The following is a 23,605-nucleotide window of genomic DNA, read 5'->3' as shown; positions in this document are numbered from 1 at the left end:
AAGATGAAATTTACCGATATCATAACGAAGCTTCCTTACACTAAACCGTTTTTATTTGTAGACGAATTATTGCATGCAGATGAAAATAGTGTTACCGGAACCTATACTTTTAATGAAGATCTTGATTTTTATAAAGGTCATTTTAAAGATAATCCAATAACTCCGGGTGTAATCCTAACCGAAACCATGGCGCAGATTGGTCTGGTTTGCCTTGGTATTTATTTACTTGGAAACAATTATAATAAAGATACCGTAATCGCTTTTACATCGGCAGATATGCAATTTTTAAAACCCGTATATCCTAATGAAAAAGTAACGATAACTTCTCAAAAAATATTTTTTAGATTTGGTAAACTGAAGTGTGAGGTAATTATGAAAAACGAAGCCGGACAGGAAGTTTGTAAAGGTATTTTGGCCGGTATGATTAGTACAAAATTATGAACAAAAGAGTTGTAATAACAGGTTTAGGTGTGGTGGCTCCCAATGGAGTTGGACTTCCCGAATTTACTCATGCTATAAAAAACGGAGTCTCTGGAATTCGGCATGATGCGCAGTTGCAGGAATTACAATTTTCTTGTCAGATCGCCGGTCAGCCACAAATATCAGACGAACTAAAATTGGAATACTTTACAGAACTTGAGCTAAGAGGTTTTAACAGCACCGGTATTTTATATGGTGTTATTGCAGGTATAGAAGCTTGGAAAAATGCCGGATTGCCAATAGAAAACAATGACAATCCCGATTGGGACAGCGGAACTATTTTTGGATCTGGTACATCCGGGATAGATAAATTTCGCGAAAGCATTTATAAAATAGATGAATTACAGGTCCGAAGACTTGGTAGTACTGTAGTAGCACAAACGATGAACAGTGGCGTAAGTGCTTATCTTGGCGGTAAATTAGGGCTCGGAAATCAGGTAACCACAAATTCATCAGCCTGCGCAACGGGTACAGAAGCTATTTTAATGGCTTACGACCGCATACAATCCGGACAAGCGAAACGTATATTAAGCGGAAGCACTGGCGATAGCGGACCTTATATCTGGGGCGGGTTTGATGCTTTACGTGTTTGCAGTTCTAACTATAATGATAATACAGAGCAGGGATCTCGCCCAATGAGTGCCTCTGCATCAGGATTCGTACCCGGTAGTGGTGCCGGAGCATTGGTTATAGAAGATTTAGAAACTGCTCTGGAAAGAGGTGCCACCATTTATGCCGAAATATTAGGCGGAAATGTAAACTCCGGCGGACAGCGCGGAAACGGAAGTATGACGGCGCCAAATAGTATTGCTGTCCAACGATGTATTACTAGTGCCATTTATAATTCCGGTATTTCAGCAAATGATATTGATGCTATAAACGGTCATCTTACGGCCACTACAAAAGATAGTCTTGAAATTGAAAATTGGACTAAAGCACTAGGAAGAAGTGGTACTGATTTTCCGTATATCAACTCCTTAAAAAGTATGACGGGACATTGCCTTAGTGCTGCCGGAAGTATAGAAAGCATTGCTGCGGTTTTACAGCTTCATGAAGGTTTTGTATTTGGCAACACCAATTGCGAAGATCTTCATCCGGAAATTAATGCACTTATTGATCCATTAAAAGTTCCTTTAAAAACACTAAACATTAGCCCTTCTATAATTGCCAAAGCAAGTTTTGGTTTTGGCGATGTTAACGCCTGTATCATATTTAAAAAATTTCAAAAATAATCCCATGAACAAAGAAGAACTTATTGCTCAATTAAAAATAATTATAAAGCCATACACAACAAATACAGAAGCTTATGACAATCTTACAGAAAGTACAGATTTCATTAACGACCTTAATATCAATTCGGCTAATCTGGTAGATATTGTGCTTGATATCGAAGAAACTTTTAATATCGTAATTGAAAATACTGATATGGAACGTATGCTTGATGTTAAAACCGCTGTAGAAATTATAGCAACTAAACTAGCCGCAAAATGATTGGTAATGATATCGTAGATATCATACAATCACGTCACGAAAGTAATTGGCAGCGCAAAGGTTTCATACAAAAACTCTTTACTGCTAACGAGCAATTAATGATCTCAAATGCACTAGATCCTGAAATCTCGGTCTGGTTGTTTTGGAGCATGAAAGAAGCGGCTTATAAAATTTACAATCGGCAAACGAGACGAAGAGAATATATTCCTAAAAAGTTAATTTGTTCTGTACTATCACAAGACAACAATTGTATGATTGGAAAAGTGAATTGCGCCCAAAATGTCTATTATACAAAAACAATCTTCTTAAAAGAAAGTATCCATACTATAGCAGTTAATTCTTTAGACGATTTAGAAAATGTAATTGAGATCGAAAACAAGGACATAATTAAAGACAATAATGGTATTCCGTACTTATGTAATTTCTTATCTAATACATTTCAGGATGTCTCTATTAGTCATCATGGCAGGTTTGAAAAGGTGGTCACCATTATAAAAAAAAGCTAAAAAAAAGATCCAATCCCTTTTAATACTCTAAATATCCCGTTTACTACTTATAACACGCAACACGCAGCTATAGGTAACCTTTTAAAACGCATCAAAAAAAGTTTTGAAGGTTTGTAAGCTACTAGTAATTGTATTGCTTTTATTCCCTAAAAAAACTTAGGGCCTTTGAAAAACTTTATCTTTAACAAACTTTAAAAAGTTAAATATCTATGGTGAGAATATTTCTTATATTAGCTTAAATTATATTACAAATCCATCAAATTTTACTTCATTGATGTTTTTATATTACTGTATAAAAAAAAGAAAATCCCACATAATGAGCATACAGCAACTTATATCACATTTTGATCAATATCTTCCTCTTAATGATATAGAAAAAGAAGAATTGTCTAGTAGGTTAATTGAGCGAAAAATTAAGAGAAGACAATTTATTTTACAAGAAAACGATATCTGCAGACACTTTACTTTTGTTGTTTCCGGCTGTTTTAAAATGTATGGTGTAGATAAAAAAGGCAATGAACATAATTTGCATTTTGCTGCCGAAAATGACTGGATAGCCGACATTGGCAGTCTTCATAAAGAAAAACCAACTAAACTATATATTGAAGCGATTGAACCTTCGGTAATATTACAGCTTTCAAAAGGGGATTTATGGTATTTGTATACCAATTATCCAAAATTTGACAGAAATTTTCGTGTAATTATTGAAGATAAATATATTGAACTTCAAAACAGGCTGCTGGAAACATTTAGTGTAACAGCGCAAGAGCGATATGACTTTTTTTTAGAACAGTATCCAAATCTCTCTAACAGACTTCCTAATACTCAAATTGCTTCTTATCTGGGGATTACACCAGAATTTCTTAGTAAAATTAGAAACGAAAAAAGGAATAACTAAGCCAAACCCTTAATCTATATTAAGAGTATTTCTTAAGCTACATTATAGACACAGGCAGTTCCCTGATCGCATCTTTGTATTGTTAAAATTAATTACTAACAAACTAAATACAAAGAAGATGAATACAATATCTAAAAACACAAAAGTAGCCATTATTGGTTTAGGTAATATTGGTGAAGCAATCGCCGTAAATCTTACAAAAGGAAATCACCCCGTGATTGTCGCCGCAAGAGATTTTGAAAAAGCAAAAAGCCTTTCAGACAAATTAGGTAATCTTGCAGATGCCAAAGAAATAACAGATGCGATCAAAGAAGCAGATGTTGTGATTCCTGCCATTTATTTTGATAAAATAAAGGAGTTTCTACAGCTATATTCAAATGAACTTCAAGGCAAAGTTATTGTCGATGTATCAAATCCTATTGCACCTGATGGTAATGGTGGCTTCAAAAAAATTATAAATGAAAATGATTCTGCCGGAAAAATTCTCTCTGAATTAATTCCCTCTAATTCTAGAATTGTAAAAGCTTTTGGAACATTAGGAGCTGGTTCATTATTGAGCGAAGCATTTAGCGAACCAAACAGAAAGGTATTATTTTATGCATCTGACAGTACAAACAGCAATAATATAATCGAAGAACTTATTGCAAGCAGTGGTTTTGAACCTTTTCATATAGGAGGTGTTGACCAATCTATACGAATAGAAGTTTTTGGTGATTTACATGAATTTGGTAATTTGGGGAAACCGGTAACGCTTGATGAAGCAAAAAGCAAAATAGCTAAATCTTAAGTCAGTAATGATTCTAAAAAAAATGCATAAAAAACTCCTTAATTTCTTAAGGAGTTTTTTTGTGATCCTTGCAAACCTGTTTATGAACGATCTTATACGAGATTAAAACTTAATTTAATATAAAAACAGCTTTACTATCAAGGTCGATAATAATGCAATTTATTTATCCATTCTTTCCATAAATATTGAGCCTTTTGCTGCAGGTGTTCTGATGCCATTTCAAATTCTGTTCGTGTATCAGATGCATTCGAACTATATGCTGTATAGAAACAGACATAAAAAGTACTGCGGTCCACTATTTTTTTTGATAAACCAAAAAATCCACTTTCTACATCTTTCCATTCTACAAGTTCGTACCTAATACCCAAGTCTTCAGATTTTAAATGGATGTAAAAAAAGGAATCGTATATCTCCTCCGTTTCGGTTCTTTTTGTTCTAAACTCAAAACCAATGTACATGTCTTTCTCTACCCATGCAGACGACGAAGGCATCTCATTGTTGGTTACTAAATTTAAAATCTGCTTTAAATATTTAGTATTTTCTTCTTTTGATTTTAAAGGATAATCAAAAAGTCGTGTAGGTTGAGTTTTATAAAGCGAAATAATTACTTCATCAAAGTTCTGTCCCGCATTTATAATATTCAAATTACTTTTAGCATCGTTAACTACATCACGTATATAGTCTAACTCAGTGTTTGCAAATTTATCGGTAATTAGTTTAAAATACTTCTGGGCTTCATTTTTATCGTTTAAACCCAAATAGGCATGAGCCATAAAATAATAATTAAAACTCTCTGCTTTTTCACTTTGCATTTTTTGATAAACCGGATTGCTAAATAAATTACTTAGGTGGCTTATACTTTGATTATGCAAACCCTTAGCCATTAAATAATTGAAATATACAATAGCCGTATCCAGAACTATGCTTACAATTGTTTTATGTTCATCTCCGTTTTCTTCAAATTTCCGGATAGTTTGTTCATAAATCTGTTTTGCCTCTTCATATTTTTCTAATTGTCGGTAAGCACTTATAAGATAAAACATAACCTTATACCATTTTTCTGCTTCCAGTATATTTTTGTAATAATCAAAATTAGAAAGTACTTCAAGGCAGAATTTCTCCAGATTCAGCGCACTTTCATTTCTCCATGAAATTTCCATTCCATTATCTAAATTTTCCCAAAAAGGAGATATTTGGTAACCCTGCCAATGTATGTCTGAAGCGAATTTACAATCATCATTAAGATAGCTTTTGTGCTGATACCAAGACACTTGTTTAATTACGATACCCAGATTATTGCAAAGCATTGCAAAAGTGTGTGATTCATTGTTAATTGGTAACCCCTTATTACTATTAAAGTAATCATCAAATGCGTGATAGCCGGCTAAACCATATTTTTTTGCCGTTTCATAATACATTTGTGCCGAAAAGTGATCGTTTTTATCCTGTGCTTCATTGCCTTTTTCCAGATAGGTAGTTAGTATATGATAACACATTTCACCATTGGGATAAATTGGAAAATCGATACTTCGTAGATCGATATCTAAGTCTTCGGCAGTATCATAATATCTTTCAATAGCTAAATCTTTTACCTGCTCAACTATTTCATAATATTTGGTCAAATTATCGAAGCCTTTTTTTGCATTCTTATCATTAAAATAATAGTTGTTACTCAACATCCTCCAAGCAATGGCATTTGTGGGATTCCTTTCAGTTTCACTTATAATAATGGGCAGATATTTTGCCACAAATTCATCTCGGTTTTTGTATCCAAATTCTGTTGGTATATCAAACGCTGTAGGATAAAATAAATTAAACAAATTCCAATGCTTATTTAATTTCCCTTTATTAAATAGCTCCTCTATCTTTTCTGCATAGTCTTTACACTCAACGGGATCTGCCAGTTCAAAATGTTCAGATAATAATAGTTCAGCCTCATCAAATCTTTCTAGTTCCAGCAAAAGCAAACCACCTTCATAATTTCTGGTCATTATTTTTGGTGCATGTTTAAACGATTTAAGGTAATAATCGATCGCTTTGGTTTCCTCTCCTTTCTCTTGATAGAGATAAGCCAGTCTGTAATAAACATCGCCCAAAGCCTGATCTTGTAAAGCGTAATTATCTTTTATGCCGGCAACATCTGCTAGTTTATCTTGTAAGGTTTCAATAGCAAGATCATTTAACGATAGTTTTTCCAGATATATATAAATCAACCAATCATAAGCCTGAAGTCTGCCCGTTATATCATTACTTGTATTGAGTATAAGGCTACAATCATCTTGTATGGCAGATACATTGTTAAAAACAGGGTTGCTATTTATTCTTATACGCCATAATAATGCTTCAAGATGATTTGGCTCTTTGTTTAGTATAGTTTCAACTATTGTCAGGATATTTTCGCAGATGTTCTTGTTTTCAAGACCTATCAACAAATCGTCTTCATTTGAAAAATCAAGGGTGTCGTATAGTTCTATGATGTGATTAAGTTCGTTTGAAAAATTACTCATTGATGTGCATTTTATAGGTAGACGAAATATAAAGAAATAAATAAAAAGGCAAAAACAAAATCTTGATTAATTTTAACAAGAAGTGGTTATTGATTGCGAGGGCTACTGTTGGCACTAAAACCGAAAATATAGTATTGAAAAAAGGCATTGAAAATCAACTATATGTTGACAATCAATGCCTGGTAATGAATGATGTAGTAAAAACTACTTATTTTTTGTTTTAAGAACTTTGTAACATACAAAAAGAATCCCCAGCCAAATAGGAATTAATTCTACGGATAACTTCATATTAGTGATCCACATGATGGATAAAATACCCAATAAAAACACCAAGCAGATATAATTACTTACCGGATAAAATAAGGAAGCAAACTTCGTTTTTATGTTTTCCTTGTCTTTGGAACGTCTAAATCTTAGATGCGTATACGAAATCATAACCCAGTTAATAACTAAACAAGACACCACTAAAGACATTAAAATACTAAAAGCCTCTTTTGGAATTACTTTATTTATTATAATACAAATAGCTGCAAAGCATGAAGAAATTAAAATGGCATTAATTGGTACCGATTGTTTGTTTAGCTTCATTAAAAATTTAGGAGCATTGCCTTGATCTGCTAAACCATACAACATACGTGAGTTGCTATATACACTGCTATTATATACAGATAAAGCTGCAGTTAATACAATCAAATTAAGCGCGTTAGCTATAAGGCGTGTAAAAAATATTTTATTGCCAAACAACTCAAATTCCATTCCGTTTAAATTTTGAAAAACCATTACAAACGGACTACTATCTGTCGTAATTTGTCGCCATGGTGACAAAGCAAATAAAATTACCAGCGCACCAACATAAAATATAAGGATTCTATAGATAACCTGATTTGTTGCTTTTGGAATGTTTTTTTCCGGATTTTCTGCCTCAGCAGCGGTAATTCCAATGAGTTCTAAACCGCCAAAAGAGAACATAATTAGCGCCATTGCTGCTAATAAACCTTGAAAACTACCATCAGTAGTTTTTTCGAAGATACCTTTTGGAAAGAAACCTCCATCGTTGTATAAATTATGAATTGTAGCATGTTCTCCTCCTGTACCACTTATAAGCAAGTAAGTACCAAAGAGGATCATTGCAATAATTGCGACAACTTTTATGATTGAAAACCAAAATTCAGTTTCTCCGTAAACTTTTACAGAAGCAAAATTCAAAGCATTAATAACCAGAAAGAAAAATAAACTGGATGCCCACAGCGGAATTCCAGGCCACCAAAACTGCACATAAACCCCAATGGCCGTAAGTTCAGCCATACTGACTAAAATATATAAAATCCAATAATTCCAACCTGATGCAAAACCTGCAAAAGAACCGCAATACTTATAGGCAAAATGACTAAAGCTTCCTGATACAGGTTCTTCGACAACCATTTCGCCAAGTTGTCTCATAATAAAAAAAGCGATAATTCCGGCAACAGCATATCCTAAAATAACAGATGGCCCTGCTAATACAGCCGCTGGACCAATACCAAGGAAAAGACCTGTTCCTATTGATCCACCTAAGGCAATTAACTGAATGTGGCGGTTGGTCAGCCCACGTTTAAGCTGATTCTCTTGCGAGACTTCGTGTGTTTTTTTCACAAATTAGATTTTTAAATGAGTAAAATGTACTCACAAATGTATAAACGGCGAAGATAAGTTAAAAAAGGAATCGTACAAAGCATGCGTTATGCTAAAGGAAAATTTTATGCAGTTACAAGATCAATCTGATTCGTTTTCTTGATTTTCTCAACGCCCCTTTCTCTCATTAGTTCTACTGCATCGAGCATTTTTATTAAATGAATATAAGGCGTCGTCAGGTCAGAGTCCCGATCTGCGGCATAGGCAGACAATGCAAGCTCTATTATTAAATATAAAAAGAATTCAAATTCTTTGGGAGTTTTTTCATCAAATGCTTTTTGAAATACAATAAAAGGATTATCATATTCTTCCTTTGTTAGAGAAGTAAAATGAAATACAGTTTCAGAACACAAAGACTTTTTTACTTTCCATTTTTTGCTTTTCTGTTGCAGGCAGTAACAAACTTTGACAAAAGAAAAGATAACCGTATAAAAGACAAAAACATCAGAAGGGTTCTCCTCTTTGTAGACTTTTGTTTTATAGCTGTAACTTACCATTTCGGTTAAATTCTGTTTATAATAATTAAGATCTGCAAAGGCAAAAAAGGCGTCGATTGCCTTAAATGGATTTCCTGCCGAAAGCCCAGCCCAAAAGCTAGTTTCGAAGAATATTTTATTCTTTTTCAAAATACAGAGATTTAAAATTATCAAGCGAAATTCCATTCTTTTCAAAGGATAATCTATTCGGAAATACTGTATGATATTCTTACAAAATAAATATTTTACGATATATTTTTTTATCTTTGAAATGCAAGGTTTTTAATCCAAATGGGGTTATCTTTGAGCCTCTAGAAAAATTGATATTCATTATGGAACAGAAAATACATCAGGGAAGAAACGTAAAACGCTTCAGAGAAATGCTTGGAATCAAACAAGAAGCATTGGCTTTTGATCTGGGAAATGACTGGAATCAAAAGAAAATTTCTGTGCTCGAACAAAAAGACATTATTGAAGATAATTTGCTGAAACAAATCTCAGATGCATTGAGAATTCCTGTTGAAGCTTTTCAGAATTTTGATGAAGAACAAGCGGTAAATATTATTGCTAACACTTTTACAAGTAATGATACATCAACATTAAATGCAGTTAACCCACATTGTACATTTAATCCAATTGACAAAATTGTTCAATTATATGATGAAAAAATTGCTTTGTACGAGCGTATGTTGAAAGAGAAAGATGAAATGATGGTTAGGCTTGAAAAATTAGTTGGGAAATAATTATTTATAGAAGATATATTAATTGCAAAAAGAGACTTTTGAAGTCTCTTTTTTTGTTTGGACTACAGCGGGTTTAGAAAATTAAGCCCATATTTGAATTTGCTAATCATTTCTAATATAAAACGAACTTTAGATTAAACTAGTTTCCAAAATAATTTGTAGTAGCTGTTCTATGCTTTACTTTTTTTTTTACGTTTTATCCGTTAGTTAGTTTTAAATTAAAATTATTCCTTTATATTTGCATACTATAATTAGCAAGACAGAGTCCAAATATGTTTGAATCTAAAAATATTAAAATTTATAATGAAGATGTAATTAATCTTTATGATGAGTGGGAAAAGCCAGTAGTTATAATGTCAGATGGTCCATATGGAATTGGAGGTTATCCAGGAGACCCATTAAGTCCAAATGAACTTAGAGAATGGTACAAGCCACATATTAAAAAATGGACAGAGTTGTCGACACCTTTAACTACATTGTGGTTTTGGAATACAGAACTTGGATGGGCGAATGTCCACAATGAATTTTTAGAACAAGGTTGGGAGTTTGTGAATTGCCATATTTGGGATAAAGGAAAGGAACATATTGCAGGTAATGTGAATACTAAAACAATGAGGAAATTCCCTGTTGTTACGGAAGTTTGTGTTCAATATGTGAAAAAAGCATTATTTAAAGTTGAGGATAAAAACTTATCAATGCAAGACTGGTTGCGATATGAATGGAAAAGAACAGGACTGCCATTCTCAAAAACTAATGAAGCTTGTGGTGTTGCAAACGCTGCTTCTAGAAAATATTTTACAAATTGCCACTTATGGTACTATCCCCCTAGTGAAGCTTTTGAGAAAATTGTTAACTATGCAAATCTTCATGGTAAAAAAGAGGGTTATCCATATTTTTCAGTAAATGGAATAAATTCACTAACTAGAATCGAATGGGGTAATATGAGAGCTAAGTTCAAATGTGAATTTGGTATTTATAATGTTTGGAGAGAACCTCCATTGAATGGTAAAGAAAGATTAAAAAACGGTTCAAAATCTTTACATTTAAATCAAAAGCCCCTCAAATTCATGAAAAATATTATCCAATCTTCTTCTGATGAAAATGATGTAGTTTGGGAACCGTTTGGAGGTTTGTTTTCATGTTTAATAGCTGTAAATCAATTAAATAGAAAAGGGTATGGAGCCGAAATTACTTATAGTACATATGAGTTTGGAAAAAAAAGATTAGAAGATGAAATTTCTATCAAAGAATATCATTTAGTAGATCTGTAATATTCGTATTTTCATCATTAATTAATTTAGACCATTCTTTTATAGTATGATTGTGGATTTTAGTTTCTAAAACCTGTTTTTTAAATTTTTCTAAATCTTCATGCTGAATTCGATCTATTTTAGCAAAATTTGTGTCTAAGCGATAATTAAAACGACCTAAAAGTTGTTTTATTTTTTGTTGGTACTCGTCAGAATGATTATAGATTCCCTTCGGTTCATTCCATGAATCTACAATTTTTTTTACCTCTTCAAATTCGGCGCTATTTCCTTGAAATTTATAGCCATTTGTATTTGTTTGTTGTAAATTGGAAGTTCTAGCACTTGTATCTTCTGGCTCGAAAACTAAATAATCTGGTGGATTGTGGTAGTGATTATCTCTAGAAATTGCTAAACTTTTTGCAGTACCGACCCAAACATAAACATCTATGATTTTTGGTTTTCCGTAAATAATAAATTCTGGAAGCCAAGCAACAAGAGCAACGTTAGTTTGGTCATGTTCAAAGAACTTAACAGTGTCTTTAAAGCGCGCGGTTATTTCAGTAGCAAGAGGGAACCAAGTTTTAATTTCAATACCTGGAGTGGGAAATAATTCGCTTACAAAAATAGTATCAGGAAATCCTGGGTCTTGTCTTTTCCATATTCCAGTGTTTGACCACTCTAATTTATTTAATTCAATGCAAACATTGTATTCAATCATATTCCCAACTAATGGAGAAAGTTTTGAAATTATCTTCCCAAGATGTTTAGCGTAATCTAAATTTTCCGGTTTTGCTACTTCTAAAACTGGCATTATAGTGCCTTTCATTGAAGATAAATGGTTGCTTGCTTTTTCTAAAACTACTCTATATGCCATTACAGATTTTACTAATGCTTGTTTCTAATGCTTGTGATATTTTTGCAATATTGATAAGAGTTATATTTTTTTCAGCTCTTTCAATCATTCCTATATAAGTTCTATGCAAATTAGCTCTGGAAGCCAATTCTTCCTGTGAAATTCCTTTTTCAAGTCTTAATTGCCTTATTTGTTCGCCAAATTTTTTTAATATGTCTTTATTATCAATCATAGCTAATCATAGTATGCACAAAGCTAACTATAGTATGCATCTACTACAACATACTATAGTTAGCATTTTTTAAATAAATTTTTGATAAAAAACTAAAAGCTAAATTATTTTTCTTTTCACTCAGTTTTTTGAGTATAGCATATAACGTTCTGGCACATCAGCGAGTTTGTTACTAAATTAATTGGATTTGCAAAATAATAACAAATAGAAAACCAACTTTACATTTAGACCTATGAAAGAATCTGTTGTATTAGCTTTTATCCTATTTCAACAACATCCTCTCAGTAATTATTTTATTTGACGAAGTCTCAATTCCGGTAACTTCAGCATACTTTACATTGGGTAACCAAAAAAAACCTCCTTCAATACGTACAAATATTTTTTCTACCTGGATTTTTTTCTGATTTACACTTACAAAAACATGATATTTTTGATCCGAATCTATCTTTTTCAAGGTTAAGGGTACCCCAATCGCGCGGATTTGCAATCCGTGCCCGCAAAGTATATCTTAACAGATTTAAAAAAGAAAATCCAGTTTTTATTAATATTAGGAACGGGCACGGAAAGAATTTCCACACTATCGTTGCGAATATCTGAGCGCTCGAATAATATGTGTGTTGGTGGTAGTTGTTTATTATTTAATCAGTTTTTTAACCAATTTACAGCTCCCAGCTCAACGAAGTGTTCTTTTTTTTAGGCTGCGCAAATGTCTCTGACTTTGCGCCATTTTAAATATATATAATTGAAAACAGAAACCTCATAAAGTCTCCGACTTCAAACTAATTTTCTTAAATGCTGTTTTACTGAATATAAAATAATCAAGGTAATATAAGAACTAAACGTCAAAATTCGAAGACTTTATCAGGTTTACAATTTCTAAGAAAAAAAACGCAAAGTCAGAGACATTTGCGTAGCTTTTCATGAGAACACTTCGGAGAGCAGAGGCTTATTTAGTTCCAAACCACTGATATAAAAGAACGTTAGCAGCAAGTTTAAAACAAACATAATTTTACAGTAAAGAGCATAAAAAAAATCCCAATATAAATTGGGATTTTTTTTATGCCTTTTTACCGTTTTTATATATCAAAATACAATTTGCATCTAAAGTAAAATTAGCAACATTAATGGTTGTCAAATTCCCTGCGATTGTAAAAAGCGTCATCGTTACTATCATAGTTAGGATCATTTTCCGGATAGTAAGACTTCATAACTCTTTTTTCGTAGTCTCTGTCAAAATTATTTTGTGTGTTATACCTGCTTGTGTTTCTAAAGGTATCATATCCTATACTGTTTGCCATCACAGTTTTGGTATCTTTATTTATGTTTACAGATCCAATTGGTATGATAATATGGCTATCGCCTTCTTTATAGATAAACTCCTTTCCGTTGTCGTTTGCTATAACATCACGAACCTCATTGTGGTTGTCGTCTAGTAATCCTTTGTCTAATTTAACATCCAGATAAACCACGCGTTTCATATCTTTATTAACCCAGAGATTATCAATTTTGCCTATAGTGTGGTTTTCAGCGTCTACGATCTTCCATCCTCTTACATCAGAATAATCTGAAGCAATTTTATAATTAGACAGTTCGTTCAGTTTGTATAAGTTTTTGTCTTTATTTTCCATATTTTTTATATAAAAATTATATTGTTTTTTGTGCCGGATATAACTTCAGGAAACTAAACTGATATTAGTTTGCCATATCCGGTTATAGTTTCTTATTGTGCAGTAGTGTTTTCAATTTCTGTGCTGCTTTCGGTGTGAGTTTCATGATCTGTACAATAGATGTAGTATATAAGTCCTCCAATTATTAGCAATAGCACAATCAATAGCCACATTGGTTTCTTTTTCTCAATTTTAATCTCTGCCATAACTTATTTTTTTTGATTAAATAATAGTTTTTAAATACTAATTAAAGATACAAATGAGAATATGTTCTAAAGTATTTAATTTCAGCAGGATATTACACAATTCCCAGTAGATGTATTTAGGGAATTATTTTATTTTTTGAAGAAGCGAAGATTAATTTTTTTTGACACAATTAAAAAAAGCTTTCCTCAACTGTTATTATCCCAACAATTTCCTTAACAAATCAACAACAACCTATATTCTCCTTCATTTTCATTATAAAAACTAAAGCAAGTTTCAGAATCAATAAATGAAGTTTGTTTTTTATAGATTCTTAGTTTTAATTTCATCGATGATACGGTTTACTTCTAGTTTAATCCTATCCGTCTGTACCTCCATTCCCCCAATACTCCTATTTTTTATTAATACCCTATTGTTTTGCCAATCCAAAACATAAAGTCCTGCTTTTTTAGTGTAATTATTTTCGATTCCAACAAAGGCATACTGGTAATCTATATATTCAGGTGCCGAGTTTTGAAAATAAACGATTATTGTTAAAATAGAGCTATGTTCAATATCAGTTGGATAATCTTCATAAGTAACTTTATAAATTTCACTTCCTTTTTTAAATACCGTTATGGTCTTCTTGTCAGAAGGTGATTCATTTGGTTTGTTTTTTCCTTTGAAACTTTTAATTTCCAGCGACTTATCATTATCAACTTGATTAACCAATTTATCTATTGGCAAAATTTTAGAATCATTATACAAACAAATCATTGGCTCCCCTGAAGTGTCATATATCACATAACGAAACTCACCATTAACTTTTACTAAAGCCATTGCCATTGTACAGTATATATCTCCTTTGTCGTAATATAACATCTCATAGTTTTTGATGTTATTTTTGGCCATACAAGATGCAACAATCTCTTGTTGATCAGTATAATCTGTAGGTTTCCAATTAAACATTTGAGAATTATAACCGTCATTTCTATAAAATTTTTCAACTTCGGCACGTTTTGCAATGATCAAATCGCGATACTGCACATTCTTTTTGTCTTGCTCAAGATTACCGCTGCTTTTTAACCAATAGAAAGCTTTATCTTTTTTGTAATAATAGTACAAACCCATGTCTTTATTAGGCTCAGAATCTCCGGAACAATCACCGCTTTTGGTAATTTTTTCCAAATAAAAACAAATATAGTTTTTGTCTATAATCTTGTATTTTCCTTTAGTATTTGTAAAACAATCATTGCCACAAAATGCACTATAACCACATTCAAAAGTTTGGTCAGCATTTATCGCAATATGATTTCCATGATTATTCCCATCAGGATTTATAGGATATATAGCGTACTCTTTTGTTTCGTCGCTTTCTATTAATTGGTCTATATTCCAGTCGCCTTGTAAACTTGTTATTGACGAATTATGCTTAACCTCACTAAAGCCTTTGTAATTTGAGTTTTCAATCTTATTCTGGTTTTTCGAACAACTAATAAAAGTCAAGCCAACTAGCAGCGATAAAAAAATAGTTCTCATAGAAATGATTTTTGGATAAATTATAACAGTTTTTTTAAGATAAAAATAAAATTAGTCTCTAAGTTGTCCGCTTCCACTTGATAAAATATATCCGTTTAAACCGTCGACTGTAATATATTTGAATAGACCATTGTTTATATCGTATTTAATATGGTAAATCATTTTATTTGTTTTTTCATCTAGTCCTCTATGCACACTTCTATCTTCTTTTCCGTCATTAAGGTTTATCTTATATGTTTTCTTTATCTTTTCGATTAAATCGTAAGCTGAAAAAGTAAAACCTTTATTTGTATCTCGTTCTTCTATCACTCTTCCTTCTTTATTATATTTCCTAAAGAGATTAATTCCTGTATCATAAAATTTTGTTCCTGACGCGATCATTAAATTATTTCTCTTATTGTATACAAAAAAATTATTGATAGATTCGTTCTTTTGACGCCTGGTCTCGCCGTATGATTCTCCAAAATCGACTAAAACAACAATACTGTCCCCTTCTGAAAATTTCGTTTTTTTGTATAGAGTATGAGTTAATCTAATTCTGTTTAAATACTCGCTTTTTATTCTTTTAACAACAACAATATTACTTACAGGTAAATTTTCACTTTCCTTTTTCTCTTTATTGCAGCTCATAAAAGAAATGCAAACTGCAAGTATTAAAAGTTTTTTATATAGATTTTTCATATAAATTTCATTTCTCTTAATTTAATTATTCTTCGTCTTTAATAACAACATTGTCAGCCGTTATGTAATTAATCTTTTCACTGGTACTGCAAACAAAATAGTTCTTATTTTCCTGACAATAAACGGAATCGTAAAACATTGGGATTACAATTTTATTGTTTAAGTTAATTACTCCCGTTTTAGAAAAATCTGAAGCTATTAGATATTTTTTATTCACAATTTGCTTTATTTCTCCATATGAAATTGGAATTTTTAATGGCAGAATTTTAGTATCAGCAGCTTCCAAATCAATAATTCCCTGCATTCCGTTTAAAGAAAAATCCTGATTTTGTGCAGGACAAAGCTGTATTAGGAGCAGGAAGAAAAATAGTATTGGGTTTTTCATTTTTTTCTAATGCGGTTAATTATCTATTGCCAGGGTTAAATGATCCGTTTTCTTGTTTTTTTTACAATAATATATTCCCTTGTAAAAATTAATGTTGTCATACTTATACGGAATCACTGTTTGCTTTTGTGAATTTATTACACCGTATTTTCCAGCTTTTTTTATTATATAAAAATCTTCATTTGGTACTATAATAATTTCCTCATATAAAAAAGGCAGAATTTGTTTTAAGTCTTTTGTATACAAGCCGTAAAAACCATCTTGGTCTTGTATTAATAAGTATTCCAAACGTTCACCCATAAAATCAATAGTTTGGTCCACTATTTTAAAACTCACAACAGGCGTTTTATGAAGTAAATTGCCATTTTGTGAGAGATAATATTTTCCGTCTATTTCCTTTGAATAAGTTAATTTAAGCCGATCTTCCCAGCTCATGTAGGGGTTTTTATCCTTAATATTTCCGTCAAAATCTATATAAAACAATTTGCCGTTTTTGTACAAATGATACATGTTATTGTTGTCCATGTCAACACTATCAACGGCAGCCGAAAAACTTTCTTTAAATGTATAGTCGTAAACACTTACAACCGAATCTTTTTTAGCAGTTATTATAGTTCGCGAAAGTTTAAGTTCGTCAAATTCAGTTGGCAAAAGCGTTCTTGTATTAGCATCAAGAAGTCCAAACTTGTTCTTTTCTTTCACTTTATAACCAGAAAATCCAATTGTATAATCAGAATTTCTGTCTTTGATTTCACCCCCTTTAATGTCTTGATATTTTTTATCTATAATCGTTAGATTGTCTTCATTTATTATTCCAAATAAATCATTGCTTTTACTGATAAATAATTTTCCGTTTTTAGACTCTAAATAATCATATACATATGGAATTCCCGGTTTTCCTTTAGCGTTGACGGTGCCATATTTGTTATTTTTTTTTAGAATATAATTTTCATTAAAGCTTCCGTAATACGGCTGATTCTTTGTTACAATAGTATCAAATATCATTTGACCTTTGCAATCATATTTTACATATTTATCCTGAGTCGTTTTGTTATCAATATAAGAAGCTGTGTAGCCAGAATCTTTGTCGTCCTGAAACTGATTTACTTTTATATTCAATAAGATTTTTTTGCTTTTTAGATCATAGAGTTTTATTGAATCAGTGCTTCTTATAATGATTGCGCCATTATTAGCACTAAAATTCCAATTCTCTTTATTTTTTAGTTCAAATGCAGCAATAATTTCTTTTTGACTGCTAATAATATGTACCGTTTTATTTTCTTTCCCATTATTTGTACAGGCAAACAAATCACTTTTATATTGTTTTAAAAACTCATTCTCGGGAAAAAAACTGTATTGGAATTTATTCATTTCCGGAAAATACGCCAATTTAATATCATCATAAATTTCCGGTTCAATAATTACCGTTCCTTCAAAGTTTATTATTCCGTTTTTTACTGAAGTACTATTGGAATTAAATCTAAAATAAGAAGAAGCTTTTTCACAATATTCATTTGAAGGATGCGGATATATCTTGCTATAGTCATCGATAAGGTTTTTTAAAACAGGATATCTAAAATTCGCAGCTTGCATTTTTTTGTTCATTACTCCTATTTTATTCTCTTCCTTAAAAAAATAATTGTCGTTTTTAATTTCATAAAAAGGATGCTCCAATGTTACTTCATTACTTAAACTATCAATTACAGTATCATAATCATGAGCTTTAGAGCCAAAAAGCCTATTATTCCCATAATCATTAATAATTTCGCCATGTAAGTTGTCTATAATTTTTCCGTTTTTTAAGTTATAGACAATTAGTTTTCCCTCTTTACTAGCTATGAAATTAGAACTTAGAAATTCAAAAGAGTAGCCCTCCAATTTTAGTTTTTCGACTTTGTCATCTTTAGTTTTTAAAATAACATTTATATATGATTTCTCTTGTTTTTCAGAATTGTTTTTTTCGACTACAGGTAAAAATTCTGTAGCAAAAACATAATCCGTTTTTGTTTTAATATCAAAATAACTATTTGTAATTTCTTTGATATTAGCCGGGTAAATCTCTATTCCTTTAGAATTAAAAATACTTTGTAATCCATTCTCAAATGTTACATAAAACAAATCAGAAAAAGGGTCTCTATATTCAATTTTAGCGCATTTAACGGGAATAATTTCTTTGCCATTATGATCGATCAAACCTACTTTTGAACCGCGAAAAGCTATGAATGTATTGTGTTTAGCGAATTGAATTTTACTATATGTGGGAGGCAAAACTTCATTATAATCAAAATCATCCAAACCAAACTTCCCATTTTTTTCAAATACATTTCTGTCAAAATCATTTACCCTTGCATAATCATTCATATTTGTTATTGAAATAGAATTTTCAAAACTTATATAATTTTTGAGTTTTCGATTGTTTTGAGCTTTAAGATCCGGTTTTTCGCCGTTTCTTAAAAACTTGATTGCTTTTTTATTTTTATAGCAGCCAATATTCCCAAAATCGCCACTTAAATACTCAATATTGTTGAATTGTGGCGATATAAGTTTATCCCCTTTTTGAACGCCTGTAAAACCCCATTTTTGTCCTTTTCTTAAAATAAAAACATCATTCCACAGAAATCTTATTTCATCATAATCAGCTTTGGTAATAATTTTACCGCTCAAATCCATAAGTCCAAACAGATTGTTTTTCTTAAAAACAATTGCCACAGGTTTATCAAAGTCAGGCGGGCAGATTTCTTCACCGTAAATAAGATTGATCCATTTTCCATTATAAAAAGTATTGCCAAATTTATTGATGGAGTCATAAACCGGTTCTTTATAATATTTGTCTTTTGAGATATTATAAATCCCGAATTTATTGTCTCTTTTTACTATGGTATAATTGCTAAAAAAAGAAGCTTTTGTAGGATCTAAAACAAATGGTGCATTATCCTTACTATTTATAAGCTTTGTAATCGCATTATCAAAGTAATTATAATTAGCGTACAACGGAATAAATGTATCAAATTTATGAGGGTCTATAATTCCATTTGGAGTGATTTCATAGAGATAATATTGACCGTTTTTGCGAAATGGCAACCATATATTATCAGGCACGCTTTCGTTTTGTACAATACCCCCACTCGGATCAAAAAACTGGTCAATATCATCTACGATTACCTTTTGGGTTTTTATATTAATTATTTGGTATTTATTATTCTTGTTTTTAGTCCTTATATAATTTGGATAATACACAAAGTTAAAAGTATCCATATCTTTAAAAAGCACGTTTCCATTTAAATCTAAAACAGTTATAATATCATCATATGAAAACAAGTTTTTAGTGTTTTCAGTACTTAAAATATAATCCCCGTAAAATATACTGGAATGATTTCCTAACGGGACAATAACTTTTCCTGTTTCAATATTTACTAATGCCTCTTGTTTGTTTTTATAAACGCTTTTATATTTGAAATATCGTTCATTAAGAGGAATAGAATCATAAACTGGCGGCAACGTATATTTTTTTGATTTCTCGTTATAAATCCCTTGCGATTTTAATACGCTCGATTTAATATATACTTTGTATAAAGAATCATTTAGCTTCGTTTTCTTAAAAAAACGATACTGCATTATATTTTCTAAATGAGTCTTGTACAAATTGACATTTGTATTTTCAAGAGTTTCTTTATCTTTTATCTTATTTAAAGTTTGATATGATTCTAAAAAATCTCCCTTTTCATAGTAGGTTTCGGCCTGTTCACGCAATGTCTGCATGTTCTGCGAAAGCACAGTAAACGGAAGTAAAATAAATATAAACAGTACTCTTTTTATCATATATTTTTATAGAATAAATGGAAACATTAAAAGTGAATTTTGGCAAACTTATACCTCTCTTATTAATTATAGATGCATTAAAATGTAAAAAGGTTGGGAACAAGTGTTTTTTTATTTACTTCAAGAAACCAAATATAACATACAATCTGCTATTTTGAAATAACTTAAAAAAGCTATCCTGTAAATTCACTTAAAAATATACCGATTTCTTTAAATCTTGCATAAAATGGTTTGTAAGTTATTCCGTTAAGGTTATAAAATTGTATAAATAAACATTTGGTTTACTACTATTTCAACATAATTTAAACCGCATAAAATTTAGAATCATTCTAATACCATCATATTGATTACTTATGATATTTTGAAGTAATTTTATTTAGGAATTAAGGTCCTCACTATTAACATGATAATAGCTGTCCTACTTTTGAAATGATTCTTAAAGACATAGCTCTTATGGAAATGGAAAAACATTATATAAACAGAAGCGGATGGCTAAGAGCCGCTGTACTAGGGGCAAACGATGGAATTTTGTCTACGACAAGTTTGGTTATTGGTGTTGCGGCTGCAAGCAGTTCCAGAGAGCCTGTTTTACTGGCTGCAGTAGCTGGTCTTGTAGCTGGAGCCTTATCAATGGCTGCCGGTGAATATGTATCGGTAAGTTCTCAATTTGATGTAGAGTCGGCTGATTTAAAAAGAGAAAAGTATGCCCTTGACACCATGCCCAAAGAGGAACTGGAAGAACTCACTGATATTTATATCCAAAGGGGATTACATAAAGATTTGGCCAGAGAAGTAGCTATTCAATTAACATCGTATGATGCATTAGAAACTCATGCAAGAGATGAATTAGGCATTAACGAAATTACACAGGCCAACCCTCTAACGGCAGCTTTTGCATCGGCAGCATCATTTATTATTGGAGGCGTACTGCCACTTTTGGTAGCTATTTTCGCCCCCATAAAAGAAATGTTGTTTTTTCAGTATGGTTTTTCGATTCTCTTTTTGGCCTTTTCAGGAGTATTAGCGGCTAAAGCCGGAGGTTCAAATACAATAAAAGCGGTATTACGAATCTGTATTTGGGGAACTTTTGCAATGGGAGCTTCTGCGCTTGTAGGTTATATATTTGGAGTTCAGACTGCTTAAAAACATTTTTTTTTGTTCAATAAAAAATTAAACGATTAAACAATATAAAATAAAAAACAAGATTTTAAAATTTTATTTGCTCTTTAATATCACTCCCAATTCAAAATAAGCATCCGGTTCAGGTCTAAATCAGTTAAACTCCGTCCCCGAATTTAAATCATTTTTGATTTTCGTTTAATTTACTTTATAGGGCCACAACAAAAGAAAATCAAAAAATTTTCATCTGTAACTACGCTGTAAATTAGGTGCTCATTTTAAATTGAAAATGATTATAAATATTCTGAAAAATGTTTTATTTTATTCTAATGACAACTTTTCCCTTAGAACGTCCGCTTTCTACATGAGCTAATGCCTCGTTTGTTTTTTCGAAAGGAAAAACTTTATCTAAGACTGGTTTGATTTTCCCTGACTCAATAAGTTGGGTAAGTTTATCTAACTGGTCTCCATTTGCTTTCATAAATAAAAAAGAATATTCGACATTTTTGTTTTTAGCCTTTTTGCGAATGCCAAAACTTAATAGAGAAAGAATCATTTTTACAAACCACGGCGCATTAATTTCTTTAGCAAAATCTGGCGTTGGCGGTCCTGAAATAGAAATTAGTTTTCCGCCTGATTTTAGTATTTCTAACGATTTTTCGAGTGTTTTCTGATCTTGGCTATTCAATACAACATCGTAATTATTTAGCCTGTTTTCAAAATCACTATTCTTGTAATCGATAATAAGATCGGTACCAAGCTCATTAAGTAAATCAAAACTTTTGGCGCTTGCTGTTGTAGCAACAATAGCCCCAAAATGTTTTGCAAGCTGAATTGCAATTGTACCTACACCTCCTGATCCGGCCTGAATAAATACTTTTTGACCTTCTTTAATTTGTGCTTTTTCTACCAAAACCTGCCACGCTGTTAATGCCACTAACGGAATCGACGCTGCTTCTTCCATAGAAAGATTCTTAGGTTTAAGGGCGACATCATTTTCATCAATAGCAATAAATTCAGCAAATGTACCTATGCGATAATCTGCTGGTCTGGCATAAACTTCGTCACTTATTTTGAACTTTTTTACCTTTTTACCAACTTTTACAATGACTCCTGCTACGTCATGTCCTAAAATTAATGGCATTTTGTAGGGCAGTATGAGTTTAAACTCTCCCGTTTTTATCTTAGAATCCAACAGATTAACTCCGGCTGCGTAAACATCAACCAGAACGTCATTGTCTTTTACTTCCGGAACAGGCATTTCTGCAAGCTGTAAACCTCCGTTTTTACTGTATTTATTAATTACAAATGCTTTCATTCTATCTACTTTAGAGTTTTATTTATTGTTGCAGACTTGCATAAATCTTTTTAGGATTCACCAGGTTAAAAGCCAGTTCAGGAAAGAACCTGCTTACGATATAAAGCAGTTTTGTATCGCCTGTGCGAATGGTGTATTGATCTTTTTTAATTCCCGTAATCAGTGCTTTAACCAACTGTTCAGGGGTTATTTTCTTATCCTTTCTTTGGGCCGTCATTTCGGTTGCTACAACCGGAGGAAGCAATTCAAACACTTTTACAGTACTTTTTAGGATCTCTAAATTCTTTCTAAGTATCCTGGTATAAAAACTCAAAGCCGCTTTGGTTGCAGAATAAGTTGGTTCTTCAAGAGCGGGTACCATACTCAAAATAGAAGTTGTATTGATTATGGCGGCTTCTTTTCTTGATTTCAGCATTTCTATAAAAAGATTATTCAATCTAATAACACCAAAATAATTAATGTTCATTTCGTAAAACGCATTCTTCAAAATTTGCTCATTTGCAATCCCTAAATTAAGTGCCGGACTTCCAACGCCTGCATTATTGTACAAAATATCGATTCCGCCTAAAGAAACCACTTTATCAAAAAGAGCAATGGCATCTTCCGGATTTTCAACATCACTTTTTATAATGATTAGTGACGGGAATAACTTTTTTGCCGCCTCTAATTTATCCTGATTCCTGCCCGTGATAATTACTTTTGCACCTTGGGCTAAAAATTGTTTTGCAGATTCTAAACCAATCCCGGAACCTCCTCCGGTAATTAGGATCGTTTTGCCTTTTATATCCATGTTTCTTTTATTTAAAAATCTGTTTTTTTGCTAATGCTAATCCAATTCCAGCACTTTTGCCACTTATGAATTTTGTGTTTCCTGTTGCTTTCATTCCCTTTTTATTACATTAAAAACATTCTTATTTACTTTTTCATTCTAAAAACGGTATCAATTACTGCTTGTTTTAGACTTTATAGTTTATTTTAAAATATACTAAAAAGTCTATTT

Annotated in this window: 23 protein-coding genes; 9 read left to right on the top strand and 14 right to left on the bottom strand. The window is 31.7% G+C overall.

The window, feature by feature from the left end; translation table 11 throughout:
- The first annotated feature begins 3 nt into the window (after positions 1 to 3).
- The 6 genes from CHB81_RS07380 (at position 4) to CHB81_RS07355 (ending at position 4,162) form a co-directional block, all read left to right on the top strand.
- Positions 4 to 441 carry a 3-hydroxyacyl-ACP dehydratase FabZ family protein gene (locus tag CHB81_RS07380; protein ID WP_089351257.1) on the top strand — a complete coding sequence of 146 codons (438 nt, stop codon included), beginning with the start codon at positions 4 to 6 and terminating at the stop codon, positions 439 to 441.
- The gene (locus CHB81_RS07375) at positions 438 to 1,712 is read left to right on the top strand and encodes a beta-ketoacyl synthase (RefSeq protein ID WP_089351256.1); all 1,275 of its coding nucleotides are present in this window, start codon (positions 438 to 440) and stop codon (positions 1,710 to 1,712) included. Before CHB81_RS07380 ends, CHB81_RS07375 begins: the two co-directional genes overlap by 4 nt.
- Before the next feature lie 4 nt (positions 1,713 to 1,716).
- A complete protein-coding gene (locus CHB81_RS07370; protein ID WP_089351464.1) occupies positions 1,717 to 1,971 on the top strand; it encodes an acyl carrier protein in 255 nt (84 codons plus the stop codon).
- On the top strand, positions 1,968 to 2,477 hold the full coding sequence (locus CHB81_RS07365) for a 4'-phosphopantetheinyl transferase superfamily protein (protein WP_089351255.1): 510 nt from the start codon (positions 1,968 to 1,970) through the stop codon (positions 2,475 to 2,477). Before CHB81_RS07370 ends, CHB81_RS07365 begins: the two co-directional genes overlap by 4 nt.
- Before the next feature lie 316 nt (positions 2,478 to 2,793).
- Complete coding sequence (locus tag CHB81_RS07360; RefSeq protein ID WP_089351254.1) at positions 2,794 to 3,375, top strand: Crp/Fnr family transcriptional regulator; 582 nt, start codon at positions 2,794 to 2,796, stop codon at positions 3,373 to 3,375.
- Between the two features lie 118 nt (positions 3,376 to 3,493).
- Positions 3,494 to 4,162: an NADPH-dependent F420 reductase gene (locus tag CHB81_RS07355; RefSeq protein ID WP_089351253.1), complete on the top strand. Its 669-nt coding sequence runs from the start codon at positions 3,494 to 3,496 to the stop codon at positions 4,160 to 4,162.
- Between the two features lie 137 nt (positions 4,163 to 4,299).
- Here the strand turns inward: CHB81_RS07355 and CHB81_RS07350 are convergent, their stop codons facing one another.
- The 3 genes from CHB81_RS07350 to CHB81_RS07340 all read right to left on the bottom strand — a co-directional run bounded on the left by CHB81_RS07350 (position 4,300) and on the right by CHB81_RS07340 (position 8,966).
- Complete coding sequence (locus CHB81_RS07350) at positions 4,300 to 6,669, bottom strand: lipopolysaccharide assembly protein LapB (protein WP_089351252.1); 2,370 nt, start codon at positions 6,667 to 6,669, stop codon at positions 4,300 to 4,302.
- A 204-nt stretch (positions 6,670 to 6,873) separates the two neighbouring features.
- Positions 6,874 to 8,301 carry an amino acid permease gene (locus CHB81_RS07345; protein ID WP_089351251.1) on the bottom strand — a complete coding sequence of 476 codons (1,428 nt, stop codon included), beginning with the start codon at positions 8,299 to 8,301 and terminating at the stop codon, positions 6,874 to 6,876.
- A gap of 104 nt (positions 8,302 to 8,405) precedes the next feature.
- Positions 8,406 to 8,966 (bottom strand): hypothetical protein, encoded by a 561-nt coding sequence (locus CHB81_RS07340; RefSeq protein WP_089351463.1) that lies wholly within the window; start codon positions 8,964 to 8,966, stop codon positions 8,406 to 8,408.
- Between the two features lie 182 nt (positions 8,967 to 9,148).
- On the opposite strand from CHB81_RS07340, the gene CHB81_RS07335 reads away from it, so the two are divergent.
- Both CHB81_RS07335 and CHB81_RS07330 read left to right on the top strand, forming a co-directional pair.
- Positions 9,149 to 9,559, top strand: coding sequence for a helix-turn-helix transcriptional regulator (locus CHB81_RS07335; protein ID WP_089351250.1), 411 nt, complete (start codon positions 9,149 to 9,151; stop codon positions 9,557 to 9,559).
- Positions 9,560 to 9,831: 272 nt separating this feature from the next.
- The gene (locus CHB81_RS07330; protein WP_089351249.1) at positions 9,832 to 10,830 is read left to right on the top strand and encodes a DNA methyltransferase; all 999 of its coding nucleotides are present in this window, start codon (positions 9,832 to 9,834) and stop codon (positions 10,828 to 10,830) included.
- Here the strand turns inward: CHB81_RS07330 and CHB81_RS07325 are convergent.
- The 9 genes from CHB81_RS07325 to CHB81_RS07290 all read right to left on the bottom strand — a co-directional run bounded on the left by CHB81_RS07325 (position 10,802) and on the right by CHB81_RS07290 (position 20,168).
- Positions 10,802 to 11,683 (bottom strand): hypothetical protein, encoded by an 882-nt coding sequence (locus tag CHB81_RS07325; RefSeq protein WP_089351248.1) that lies wholly within the window; start codon positions 11,681 to 11,683, stop codon positions 10,802 to 10,804. The genes CHB81_RS07330 and CHB81_RS07325 overlap by 29 nt on opposite strands.
- Positions 11,673 to 11,894, bottom strand: a complete 222-nt coding sequence (locus CHB81_RS07320; protein WP_089351247.1) for a helix-turn-helix domain-containing protein — start codon at positions 11,892 to 11,894, stop codon at positions 11,673 to 11,675. Before CHB81_RS07320 ends, CHB81_RS07325 begins: the two co-directional genes overlap by 11 nt.
- A gap of 262 nt (positions 11,895 to 12,156) precedes the next feature.
- Entirely contained in the window at positions 12,157 to 12,348 is a 192-nt protein-coding gene (locus tag CHB81_RS07315) for a DUF4833 domain-containing protein (protein ID WP_254921002.1), read from the bottom strand.
- A 667-nt stretch (positions 12,349 to 13,015) separates the two neighbouring features.
- Positions 13,016 to 13,522 (bottom strand): PRC-barrel domain-containing protein, encoded by a 507-nt coding sequence (locus CHB81_RS07310; protein WP_089351246.1) that lies wholly within the window; start codon positions 13,520 to 13,522, stop codon positions 13,016 to 13,018.
- Positions 13,523 to 13,614: 92 nt separating this feature from the next.
- Positions 13,615 to 13,767, bottom strand: coding sequence for a hypothetical protein (locus CHB81_RS26815; protein ID WP_176427499.1), 153 nt, complete (start codon positions 13,765 to 13,767; stop codon positions 13,615 to 13,617).
- 301 nt (positions 13,768 to 14,068) lie between these two features.
- Positions 14,069 to 15,283, bottom strand: a complete 1,215-nt coding sequence (locus CHB81_RS07305; RefSeq protein WP_089351245.1) for a hypothetical protein — start codon at positions 15,281 to 15,283, stop codon at positions 14,069 to 14,071.
- A 51-nt stretch (positions 15,284 to 15,334) separates the two neighbouring features.
- Positions 15,335 to 15,964, bottom strand: a complete 630-nt coding sequence (locus CHB81_RS07300) for a hypothetical protein (RefSeq protein WP_141130375.1) — start codon at positions 15,962 to 15,964, stop codon at positions 15,335 to 15,337.
- 25 nt (positions 15,965 to 15,989) lie between these two features.
- Positions 15,990 to 16,349 (bottom strand): hypothetical protein, encoded by a 360-nt coding sequence (locus tag CHB81_RS07295; protein ID WP_089351243.1) that lies wholly within the window; start codon positions 16,347 to 16,349, stop codon positions 15,990 to 15,992.
- A 15-nt stretch (positions 16,350 to 16,364) separates the two neighbouring features.
- Positions 16,365 to 20,168, bottom strand: coding sequence for a WG repeat-containing protein (locus CHB81_RS07290; RefSeq protein WP_089351242.1), 3,804 nt, complete (start codon positions 20,166 to 20,168; stop codon positions 16,365 to 16,367).
- Between the two features lie 453 nt (positions 20,169 to 20,621).
- Between CHB81_RS07290 and CHB81_RS07285 the strand changes: the two genes are divergently transcribed.
- On the top strand, positions 20,622 to 21,311 hold the full coding sequence (locus CHB81_RS07285; RefSeq protein ID WP_089351241.1) for a VIT family protein: 690 nt from the start codon (positions 20,622 to 20,624) through the stop codon (positions 21,309 to 21,311).
- A gap of 292 nt (positions 21,312 to 21,603) precedes the next feature.
- On the opposite strand, the gene CHB81_RS07280 is transcribed toward CHB81_RS07285, so the two are convergent.
- Positions 21,604 to 22,605 (bottom strand): NADP-dependent oxidoreductase, encoded by a 1,002-nt coding sequence (locus CHB81_RS07280; protein ID WP_089351240.1) that lies wholly within the window; start codon positions 22,603 to 22,605, stop codon positions 21,604 to 21,606.
- A 22-nt stretch (positions 22,606 to 22,627) separates the two neighbouring features.
- Positions 22,628 to 23,395: an SDR family oxidoreductase gene (locus CHB81_RS07275; protein ID WP_089351239.1), complete on the bottom strand. Its 768-nt coding sequence runs from the start codon at positions 23,393 to 23,395 to the stop codon at positions 22,628 to 22,630.
- Positions 23,396 to 23,605 lie beyond the last annotated feature (210 nt).

The organism is Flavobacterium sp. ov086 (assembly GCF_900187965.1).
GTDB lineage: Bacteria > Bacteroidota > Bacteroidia > Flavobacteriales > Flavobacteriaceae > Flavobacterium.
Note: the sequence above shows the minus strand (reverse complement) of the source record. Positions and strands in the feature narration are given on the sequence as shown.

Coding starts and splice junctions, on each gene's coding strand:
- CHB81_RS07380 (WP_089351257.1), top strand. CDS start 4: ATGAAATTTACCGATATCATAACGAAGCTTCCTTACACTAAACCGTTT.
- CHB81_RS07375 (WP_089351256.1), top strand. CDS start 438: ATGAACAAAAGAGTTGTAATAACAGGTTTAGGTGTGGTGGCTCCCAAT.
- CHB81_RS07370 (WP_089351464.1), top strand. CDS start 1,717: ATGAACAAAGAAGAACTTATTGCTCAATTAAAAATAATTATAAAGCCA.
- CHB81_RS07365 (WP_089351255.1), top strand. CDS start 1,968: ATGATTGGTAATGATATCGTAGATATCATACAATCACGTCACGAAAGT.
- CHB81_RS07360 (WP_089351254.1), top strand. CDS start 2,794: ATGAGCATACAGCAACTTATATCACATTTTGATCAATATCTTCCTCTT.
- CHB81_RS07355 (WP_089351253.1), top strand. CDS start 3,494: ATGAATACAATATCTAAAAACACAAAAGTAGCCATTATTGGTTTAGGT.
- CHB81_RS07350 (WP_089351252.1), bottom strand. CDS start 6,669: ATGAGTAATTTTTCAAACGAACTTAATCACATCATAGAACTATACGAC.
- CHB81_RS07335 (WP_089351250.1), top strand. CDS start 9,149: ATGGAACAGAAAATACATCAGGGAAGAAACGTAAAACGCTTCAGAGAA.
- CHB81_RS07330 (WP_089351249.1), top strand. CDS start 9,832: ATGTTTGAATCTAAAAATATTAAAATTTATAATGAAGATGTAATTAAT.
- CHB81_RS07325 (WP_089351248.1), bottom strand. CDS start 11,683: ATGGCATATAGAGTAGTTTTAGAAAAAGCAAGCAACCATTTATCTTCA.
- CHB81_RS07320 (WP_089351247.1), bottom strand. CDS start 11,894: ATGATTGATAATAAAGACATATTAAAAAAATTTGGCGAACAAATAAGG.
- CHB81_RS07310 (WP_089351246.1), bottom strand. CDS start 13,522: ATGGAAAATAAAGACAAAAACTTATACAAACTGAACGAACTGTCTAAT.
- CHB81_RS26815 (WP_176427499.1), bottom strand. CDS start 13,767: ATGGCAGAGATTAAAATTGAGAAAAAGAAACCAATGTGGCTATTGATT.
- CHB81_RS07305 (WP_089351245.1), bottom strand. CDS start 15,283: ATGAGAACTATTTTTTTATCGCTGCTAGTTGGCTTGACTTTTATTAGT.
- CHB81_RS07300 (WP_141130375.1), bottom strand. CDS start 15,964: ATGAAAAATCTATATAAAAAACTTTTAATACTTGCAGTTTGCATTTCT.
- CHB81_RS07295 (WP_089351243.1), bottom strand. CDS start 16,349: ATGAAAAACCCAATACTATTTTTCTTCCTGCTCCTAATACAGCTTTGT.
- CHB81_RS07290 (WP_089351242.1), bottom strand. CDS start 20,168: ATGATAAAAAGAGTACTGTTTATATTTATTTTACTTCCGTTTACTGTG.
- CHB81_RS07285 (WP_089351241.1), top strand. CDS start 20,622: ATGGAAATGGAAAAACATTATATAAACAGAAGCGGATGGCTAAGAGCC.
- CHB81_RS07280 (WP_089351240.1), bottom strand. CDS start 22,605: ATGAAAGCATTTGTAATTAATAAATACAGTAAAAACGGAGGTTTACAG.
- CHB81_RS07275 (WP_089351239.1), bottom strand. CDS start 23,395: ATGGATATAAAAGGCAAAACGATCCTAATTACCGGAGGAGGTTCCGGG.